At 67.7% G+C, this 2,263-nt stretch carries 1 protein-coding gene; it reads left to right on the top strand.

The window, feature by feature from the left end:
* A partial coding sequence (locus MUO23_06625) for a DUF1998 domain-containing protein (GenBank protein MCJ7512630.1) occupies positions 1-2,263 on the top strand: 2,263 nt, incomplete at both ends.

Consider the following 2,263-nt stretch of genomic DNA (forward strand, 5'->3'; position numbering starts at 1 on the left):
GACCCGCTGGCGCGTGCGCTGTATCTGTTTCCGACCAAGGCTCTGGCGCAGGATCAGGCGGCTGTGCTGACGGGGCTGCTGCGGGCGCTCTCGGCCGAAGACCAGGTGGTGGTGCGCACTTACGATGGCGACACGCCCCAGGCCCTGCGCCGCCAGGTCCGCCAGGACGTGCGACTGCTGATCACCAACCCCGATATGCTGCACACCGGTATCCTGCCACACCACACCCGCTGGGCGGCGTTCCTGGAGAACCTGCACTGGATCGTGTTGGACGAGATGCATGTCTACCGCGGGGTGTTCGGCTCGAACGTCGCCAATCTGCTGCGTCGGCTGCGGCGAGTGTGCCGCTTCTATGCAAGCTCCCCGCAGTTCGTGCTCACCTCGGCCACCATCGCCAACCCGAAGGAACTGGCGCAGCGATTGATCGAAGCCCCGGTTCACCTGGTTCCGGCCGACCTCGACGGCTCGCCCCGGGCGGCCAAGGAGATCATCCTGTACAACCCTCCCGTGGTGGATGCGCAGCTGGGGGTTCGCCGCGCCTACACGCTCGAGACGACCCGCATCGGTTCGGTTTTTCTGGGCGAAGGAGTTCAGACGGTGGTGTTCGCCCGTTCGCGCCGGACCACCGAGCTGCTGCTGGGATACCTGCGGGACAGCCACGTCCAGGACGGCGGGAGGCCGGAGGAGATTCGCGGCTACCGCGGCGGATACCTGCCGTTGGAGAGGCGGGAGATAGAGAGCGGGCTGCGGGCCGGCAGCGTGCGCGGCGTGGTGGCCACGAATGCGCTTGAGCTGGGAGTGGACATCGGCTTGCTCGGGGCTTCGATCGTGGCCGGCTACCCTGGGACGATCGCCAGCTTGTGGCAGCAAATGGGCCGCGCCGGCCGGCGCAGCGACGCCTCGGCGGCGGTGCTGGTGGCCTCAGCCGCTCCGCTCGACCAGTTTGTCGTGGCTCACCCCCGCTTTCTATTCGAGCGATCACCGGAGATGGGCCTGATCCAGCCCGACAATCTATCGATCCTGGTGAGGCACCTGCGCTGCGCCGCCTTTGAGCTTCCGTTTGCTGCCGGCGAAGGCTTCGGCGACTTCCAGGATGCTGAGGAAGTCCTGGAGGTGCTGGCCGAGGCCGGCGAACTGCATCGCACGCCGGCCGGCTACCACTGGGTGGGGGAGGCCTATCCGGCGGAGGCGGTGTCGCTGCGCGCCAGCAGCGACCAGACCGTGGTCATCCAGGACGTCAGCCAAGGGAGGCCGCAGGTGATCGGTTCGGTCGACCGGGCGGCGGCGCCTGTCCAGGTGCACGAGGGCGCCGTCTATGTCCATGAGGGGCGCACCTACCTAGTGGAAAAGCTGGAGTGGGAGAACGCCGTGGCCCAGGTCTCACCGCTGGAAGTCGATTACTACACCGACGCCTCCGAAGCCGTGGAGATCGACGTGCTGGAAGTGTTCGATGCCGATGAACGGGGCGAGGCGCGCCGCGCCCATGGCCGGGTGTTGATCACCTCTCAGGCCACCTCCTACCGCAAGGTGAAGCGCTACACCCACGAGACCCTGGGCTACGGAACGATCGACCTGCCGAAGCGCGAGTATGAGACCACCGCCTACTGGATGTGGCTGGCGCCCGAACTAGTGGCGCGCCTGGAGCGCCAGGGGGTTCTGACGCCGCCGAATGACTATGGCCCCGAGTGGCCGGCAGGGCGGGAGGCGGCCCGGGCTCGCGATGGATATCAGTGCAGGCAGTGCCGCGCCCCTGAGCGGCCGGGTCGAGCCCACGACGTCCACCATCTGCGGCCGTTCAGGGAGTTCGGTTACCTCTCCGGCGAGAACCGCAACGACCGTCTGGCCAACAGCCTCGAGAACCTGATCACCTTGTGCGCTGCCTGCCATCACCGGGCGGAGTTCGCCCGGGGCACGCGCAGCGCCCTCGGAGGATTGGCCTACGCCCTGGGGAACATCGCCCCGCTCTACTTGATGTGTGATCCGCGGGATCTGGCCGTGGAGGCCGAGGCGCGCGGCAAACAGACCCACAGCCCGACTCTCACATTCTATGATCGGCTGCCCGAAGGCCTTGGATTGTCCGAGCGGTTGTACGATCATCAAGCCGAGCTGCTGGAAGGGGCGTTGGAGTTGGTGCGGGATTGCGACTGCAGCGAGGGCTGCCCGGCCTGCGTCGGGCCAATCGCCGCCGGCGGCGGAGAGGTCAAACAGCTGACCGGCAGGCTGCTGTTGGCCGTGCTCCCGGCAACCGGCCGCGGACCGGCGC

The organism is Anaerolineales bacterium (assembly GCA_022866145.1).
GTDB lineage: Bacteria > Chloroflexota > Anaerolineae > Anaerolineales > E44-bin32 > PFL42.